Below are 6000 nucleotides of genomic sequence, written 5' to 3' on the forward strand. Positions count from 1 at the left end.
TTGAAGAAGGGAACATCAGACTTAGTCCTGATAACGGTAACGCGCAGATCGCGCATGCGCATCTAAATTTTCTTGCTGTGCCAAAATATCCGCAGTCTGAGCCAAAGGTTTAACCCCTTGTTGCGAACACATGATTAAGCTAGAACGTTTTTGGAAATCGTAAACGCCTAATGGAGATGAAAATCTCGCTGTACCTGAAGTCGGTAAGACGTGATTCGGGCCTGCACAATAATCCCCAATTGCTTCTGGCGTGAAACGTCCCATAAAGATGGCGCCAGCATGGCGAATTTGTTCCGCCATCGCTTGAGCATCATCGAGACACAACTGCAAATGCTCTGGTGCCACCTGATTAATTAAATCAATGGCTTCCTGACGATCTTTCACCAAAACCAAAGCCCCGCGATTGGCAATCGAAGTACGTGCAATTTCAGCTTTAGGCAGGACAGCTAAATGCTCTTCAATCGCTTGTGCAACCTCATTTAACAGTTGCTCATCCGGTGTGATAAAAATAGCTTGTGCAACCGTATCATGTTCAGCTTGGGACAAAGCATCCATCGCCAGCCATTGCGCATTATTTTCACCTTCGGCATACACTAAAATTTCAGAGGGCCCTGCAATCATATCAATGCCCACTTGACCAAAAACTGCACGTTTCGCCGCAGCTACAAAGCGGTTGCCAGGTCCCGTGATTTTATCTACACAAGGAATCGTTTCGGTACCATACGCCAACGCAGCGACTGCTTGAGCACCACCAATGGTAAATACTCGCGTCACACCAGCCAAATATGCAGCTGCAAGCACCAATGGATTCAAGTCACCATTTGGTGCGGGTACAACCATAATAATTTCAGGAACTCCAGCAACATGTGCGGGTACAGCATTCATTAATACCGAAGATGGATAGGACGCCAGACCACCAGGCACATAAATACCCACACGATCTAAAGGTGTCACTTTTTGCCCTAAGGTATTCCCCAAAGCATCAACATAAGTCCAACCTTCTTGCTTTTGTGCTTGGTGAAACTCACGAATGCGCTCGGCTGCAAATTCAAGCGCAGTCCGCACCTCCGCGCCTAATCCGTCAAAAGCCGCTTTTAATTGAGTTTGAGTCAGTTCTAGATCAGAAAATTGATGCGCTGGATGTCGATCGAACTGCTGAGTAAGTTTTAGAACATGAGCATCGCCATGCTGACGAACATCAGCGATGATTTGGTCTACGGTTTTTAAAAGTTCAGGATCACTTACAGTTTCAAAAGCCAACAAGTCTGCAAAAGCCTGCTTGAAGTTTTGATCTTGAGTCGATAAACGTCGCATCAATTTACCCACAAGGTTGAGAAGAAAGACCAAGTTTACCTTGTTTCACTGCCTTTGTGGGGAAGATATCAGCTTACAGCATCTGAGTTTTATGGGAAAAATCCTTTACAGTTATTAATGTATGACTGAAAAGATCATCATCAATTTCAATTCTCCCAAAAAGAAAAAGACTGCACTGGCAGTCTTTTAATTTCGAACAATCGTAAATCAGTTCTTCGCTTGACGCTCTTCTACCGCTTTTTCTAACTGTGCAAGAATGGGATTTAACAAGGCTTGTTTACGTTTAAAACTCGCTTTATTTACGATTAAACGTGAAGACACTTTGCAAATTTCTTCCAAGGGTTCTAAACCATTGGCGCGTAAAGTATTGCCTGTATCCACCACATCCACAATGTAATCACCTAAACCAACGAGCGGTGCTAGCTCCATTGAACCATAGAGCTTAATCACATCCACTTGTTCACCCAAGCTGGCATAGTACTGACGGGTTAAATTGACATACTTGGTGGCAATCTTCAAACGACCCTTAGGACGCTCCATCCCCACCTTACCTGCCGTCATTAACTTGCAGTTGGCAATTTTAAGATCTAATGGTTCATAGACATTTTGTGCCCCATGCTCCATCAATACATCTTTACCCGCCACCCCCAAATCGGCTGCACCATTTTCCACGTAGGTCGGTACATCAGAAGCACGTAGAATTAAAATACGCACTTGTTTATGGGTGGTTGGAAAAATCAATTTACGTGATTTATCAGGGTCTTCAAGTAAATTAATCCCTGCTGTTTCAAGTAAAGGTAAAGTTTCCTTAAGAATACGCCCCTTACTTAATGCCAATGTTAAACCATGATCAAAATTACCCATTACATTGAAATTAGGATCATCGTTTCTCATGTCACTCATGCACTTACTCGCTTAATTTGAGCACCTAAACCTTGTAATTTTGCTTCTACATCTTCATAACCGCGATCAATATGATAAATACGGTCAATCAATGTTTCACCTTCAGCCGCTAAAGCAGCAAGCACCAATGAAAAAGAAGCACGTAAATCAGTTGCCATGACTGGTGCTGCAGATAGTTTTTCTACGCCCGTCACAATTGCATCGTTACCTTCAACTTCAATATTTGCACCCATACGAGACAATTCAGGCACATGCATAAAACGGTTTTCAAAAATCGTTTCTGAAATCGTAGCAAATCCACGACCAATGACATTTACAGCCATTAATTGCGCTTGCATATCGGTTGGAAATTCAGGATGTGGCAGTGTACGGAAGCTAACAGCTTTTGGTCGTTTGCCCATCATATCTAGCTCAATCCAGTCATCACCACGGGTCACTTCTGCGCCCATTTCTTCAAACTTATCTAGCACAGATTCCAACAATGTCGGGTCGGTATGGGTCGTTTTAATGCGGCCACCGGTAATCGCAGCTGCTGCTAAATATGAACCAGTCTCGATACGATCGGCAACTACTGCATATTCACAGCCATGTAAACTTTCTACACCAGTCACCACTAAGGTATCGGTATCCAAACCTTCAATTTTAGCCCCCATCTTGATCAACATTTTAGCAAGATCGGTAATTTCAGGTTCGCGTGCAGCGTTACGAATCGTCGTAACACCATCGGCAAGCACTGCTGCCATTAAAATATTTTCAGTACCACCTACGGTCACCATATCAAAGACAACTTCACCGCCTTTTAAACGGCCATCGACTTTGGCATGTACATAACCATTTTCGACTTCAATCTCAGCCCCTAAAGCCTCTAAAGCTTTTAAATGCTGATCGACTGGACGAGAACCAATCGCACAGCCACCAGGCAAAGAGACTTTAGCACTACCATAACGAGCAACAAGTGGACCAAGCACTAAGATAGAGGCACGCATAGTTTTAACCAATTCATAAGGCGCGAATTGGTTATCTAAAGTCGAGGTGTCGGCAGTAACCGTATCACCTTCATAAGTCATGGTGATGCCCAAACCAGCAATCAATTTCACCAAAGTATTCACATCTTTTAAATGCGGAACATTCGTCAATGTAATTGGTGAATCGGCTAAAATCATTGCAGCAAGTAAAGGCAAGGCTGCATTTTTTGCACCTGAAATTCGTACTTCGCCTTCGAGCTTAATACCACCTTGAATTAAAAACTTATCCATTAATTTTTAAGCTCCGAACAGGCTTGCTTTGCGCCATTCTTCTTTTGTCATCGCGCGAATTGTTACCGCATGTACTTCACCACTTGCAATATAAGAGTTCAAGGGAGCATAAACAGTCTGTTGACGCGCAACAGGACGCTTACCTTCAAACTGATCATCAACAATTCGAAGATCAAACTTGCCAGCTTGCCCACTAACTGCAACTTCAGCTTCAGGAAAAGCAGCTTTTAAAATTTCAGTGAGCTGTTCACTATTCATGACAAAGACCTCTATATAGGACCAATGGTGTAAAACCCGCCATTTTACTATAAATCAAGAAAAATAATGCATTCGAGGCACAATTTTTATATATAAAAAAAGGAGGTTTAACATCAACCTCCTTATAATCAGCGTTCAACTAAGCCAATACAGGTGCATAGTCCAACTGTAATTCACGATGTTTATTTAGCTGTCGTTTTAATTTTTCTGTTAATAACTTGATTGAAGTATACATATCATCAGCCGTTGCCTGAGCAAACAATTCTATTCCAGGTAAGCGAATGATAGCTTCCGCAATATGATTCGAACTACCTTTTTTAGAATGTTTGTCGATTTGATGATCTTTAGACAGCTTCACCTGCATACTATTAACTTGATCTAAATGCTTCGTCATTTGGGCAAATTTATCACGAATATTTTCTTCGATTGCAGGGGTGATAGTTAAATGATGACCACGAATTGTTATTTGCATAATTCTATCCCTCACCTTCTTTTAGGATTAGCAAAGGTACAGCCGAAATGTTTCACAGCCAGAAAACGAATCTGTACAATCCGATCAAAGCATTTCAACTATCCTTTAAAATAAAAAAGAGATTCATTATTTCGTCATAATGAATCTCTAGAATAGCCATACTTTAAATTTTAGATCAAGACTTTTCGTTCAGAAGACGATGGAATATGTAACGATTCACGATACTTCGCCACTGTACGTCTTGCCACATCAATCCCCTCTTCCTTCAACATATTTGCAATTGCGTTATCAGACAAAGGCTTACGTATATTTTCTTCTGCAATCATTTTTTTAATTTTAGCGCGAATTGCGGTAGACGAAGCTTCACCACCCGATGTAGTTCCGACATGACTGGAAAAGAAATATTTCAATTCAAATAAGCCACGCGGGGTCAGCATATACTTATTAGTGGTGACTCGAGAAACTGTGGATTCATGTAACTCGACTTCTTCAGCAATATCTCTCAGCACTAAAGGTTTCATGCCTTCAGCACCAATTTCTAAGAATGCTTTTTGATGTTCGACAATACAAGAAGCTACTTTTAATAAGGTTTTATGCCGCTCATCGACACTTTTAATAAAATTTTTGGCTTCTAGCATTTGGTTGCGCAAATATTGATTTTCATCACTTTGATCTGCGCGACGAATCATATTGGCATAGAAAGAATTGATTCTTAATTTAGGCATCACATCAGGATTGAGCTGAACTTGCCAATGATCATGACGCTTCATGACTACCACATCAGGAATTTGATAATCCGAATCTTTATCTTCAAACTCAAGACCAGGATGAGCCTTTAATGTTTTTAACAAATTAACGGCTGATTTTAACTGTTCAGTACTTAATCCTGTTTGTTTAAGTAACTTTGCAAGTTCATTCGAAATCAGCAACTCATAATGCTTCAGTAAGATTATGGCTTCATTTCGATGTGTGGTCTGTATTGGTAAACTTTCCAGTTGCACCATTAAGCATTCAGCCAAATTTCTAGAACCAATCCCAATAGGATCAAGACGTTGAATATGCTTTAACACCACTATAACTTCATCATCTTCAACGCTTTCAGCATAATCCATCGAGTCTAAAAGATGCTGAACCGATGAGGTGATTTCAGAAATATCAACTTCTAAAAAACCCTTAGCATCCAAGGAATCAATAATACAATAGGCAATTAAACGATCAATTTGAGAAAAGTGCAGTAAATTAATTTGTTCCAGCATATGCTCTTTTAGACCTAAATGACCTTGGCGATTATCTTCACGCTCTTCAAATTCAGGGCTCGCTAAACTGGTCGATTGATGCGTATAGACATCATCCCAATCCGTATCAACGGGTAAATCATCAGGTAAATGATCTGCATTTAATTCGTTGGTTAAATCACTATTCTCTTGTTCTTTTTCTACACTAGCTAAACTTTCAACACTATTTTGCTCTTCAACTTTTTCTAATAATGGGTTACTGTCGAGTTGAATTTGAATTTCTTGCTCCAACTCTAAACTAGATAATTGAAGCAAGCGAATGGCTTGTTGCAACTGAGGTGTCAACGACAATGAGTTCGCAACTTTAAGTCCAACCGATAACTTCATACAATCCTACTCATTATTAATCATTAAATATAAGCAATTTTTATGCCTATTTATATTTTTATAGCACAATTTTAGTAAAAGTCATACAATTTTTAAGCGCTACACTAAGATTAATTGATACTTTTACAGCCATTGGATTGCTTATCTTATTTTAATTCTTCTTAATTTCCTTATA

The 6000-nt window shown here is 40.1% G+C and carries 6 protein-coding genes; all 6 read right to left on the minus strand.

The features are described 5' to 3' along the window. Positions 1-21: 21 nt before the first annotated feature. The 6 genes from hisD to AC6CHI_RS15665 all read right to left on the minus strand — a co-directional run bounded on the left by hisD (position 22) and on the right by AC6CHI_RS15665 (position 5825). Positions 22-1326, minus strand: coding sequence for a histidinol dehydrogenase (gene hisD / locus AC6CHI_RS15640; RefSeq protein ID WP_498122402.1), 1305 nt, complete (start codon positions 1324-1326; stop codon positions 22-24). A gap of 195 nt (positions 1327-1521) precedes the next feature. Then, entirely contained in the window at positions 1522-2217 is a 696-nt protein-coding gene (gene hisG / locus AC6CHI_RS15645) for an ATP phosphoribosyltransferase (protein WP_458893497.1), read from the minus strand. Further along, positions 2214-3473, minus strand: a complete 1260-nt coding sequence (murA, locus tag AC6CHI_RS15650) for a UDP-N-acetylglucosamine 1-carboxyvinyltransferase (protein ID WP_458893498.1) — start codon at positions 3471-3473, stop codon at positions 2214-2216. The genes hisG and murA overlap by 4 nt, the downstream gene beginning before the upstream one ends. 6 nt (positions 3474-3479) lie before the next feature. Beyond that, positions 3480-3731, minus strand: coding sequence for a BolA family iron metabolism protein IbaG (ibaG, locus tag AC6CHI_RS15655; protein ID WP_100242923.1), 252 nt, complete (start codon positions 3729-3731; stop codon positions 3480-3482). Between the two features lie 139 nt (positions 3732-3870). After that, on the minus strand, positions 3871-4203 hold the full coding sequence (gene hpf, locus AC6CHI_RS15660) for a ribosome hibernation-promoting factor, HPF/YfiA family (RefSeq protein ID WP_458893499.1): 333 nt from the start codon (positions 4201-4203) through the stop codon (positions 3871-3873). A gap of 170 nt (positions 4204-4373) precedes the next feature. After that, positions 4374-5825: an RNA polymerase factor sigma-54 gene (locus tag AC6CHI_RS15665; protein ID WP_498122400.1), complete on the minus strand. Its 1452-nt coding sequence runs from the start codon at positions 5823-5825 to the stop codon at positions 4374-4376. Positions 5826-6000: the final 175 nt, after the last annotated feature.

This window comes from Acinetobacter sp. GQ146 (assembly GCF_059758585.1).

What these genes read in the sequence shown, in the direction of transcription:
- hisG (WP_458893497.1), bottom strand. Translation starts at nt 2,217, where the DNA reads ATGAGTGACATGAGAAACGATGATCCTAATTTCAATGTAATGGGTAAT.
- murA (WP_458893498.1), bottom strand. Translation starts at nt 3,473, where the DNA reads ATGGATAAGTTTTTAATTCAAGGTGGTATTAAGCTCGAAGGCGAAGTA.
- ibaG (WP_100242923.1), bottom strand. Translation starts at nt 3,731, where the DNA reads ATGAATAGTGAACAGCTCACTGAAATTTTAAAAGCTGCTTTTCCTGAA.
- hpf (WP_458893499.1), bottom strand. Translation starts at nt 4,203, where the DNA reads ATGCAAATAACAATTCGTGGTCATCATTTAACTATCACCCCTGCAATC.
- AC6CHI_RS15665 (WP_498122400.1), bottom strand. Translation starts at nt 5,825, where the DNA reads ATGAAGTTATCGGTTGGACTTAAAGTTGCGAACTCATTGTCGTTGACA.